Genomic DNA, 424 nt, shown 5'->3' with positions numbered 1-424 from the left:
CGTCCGGACTGATCGCGCTGGCCGCGCTCATCGCCGGATCCCGGCCGATCGTGCAGACCCTGATCGCGCGCGGTCGACAGGTTGGCATCGCCGGCCAGATCGCGCCGATCCTGGCGTCCGGCACCCGCGTCCGCGTCGCCGTCGCCGCCGACGCCCCCCGGGCCGTGGTGCGCGAAACCCCGGCGCTGGGACGCGCTGCTGGGCGTCTCCCCCGACGGCTCGCTCGCCCGCCGCTTCGGCGTCTTCGTCATGCTGCTGTGCCTGATCGTGTGCGTGATGATGCTGCTGCGTCGCGGCGGCAAGATCCCCGGCACCGCGGTCGGTCCGTCCCGGCGCATCCTCGGCATCATCTTCGCGTCGCTGCTGCTGATGAGCTTCACGCCCACCAAGTGGACGCACCACTTCGGCGTGTACGCCGGCCTCG

Annotated in this window: 1 pseudogene; it reads left to right on the top strand. The window is 72.6% G+C overall.

What is annotated here, in order from left to right:
• Positions 1-50 precede the first annotated feature (50 nt).
• Positions 51-424: pseudogene (locus IJ15_RS25020) on the top strand (arabinosyltransferase domain-containing protein); the annotation flags it as partial.

It is taken from the genome of Prescottella defluvii (assembly GCF_000738775.1).
GTDB classification, from domain to species: Bacteria; Actinomycetota; Actinomycetes; order Mycobacteriales; family Mycobacteriaceae; genus Prescottella; species Prescottella defluvii.
This window is presented reverse-complemented; position numbering and strand designations above follow the sequence as displayed.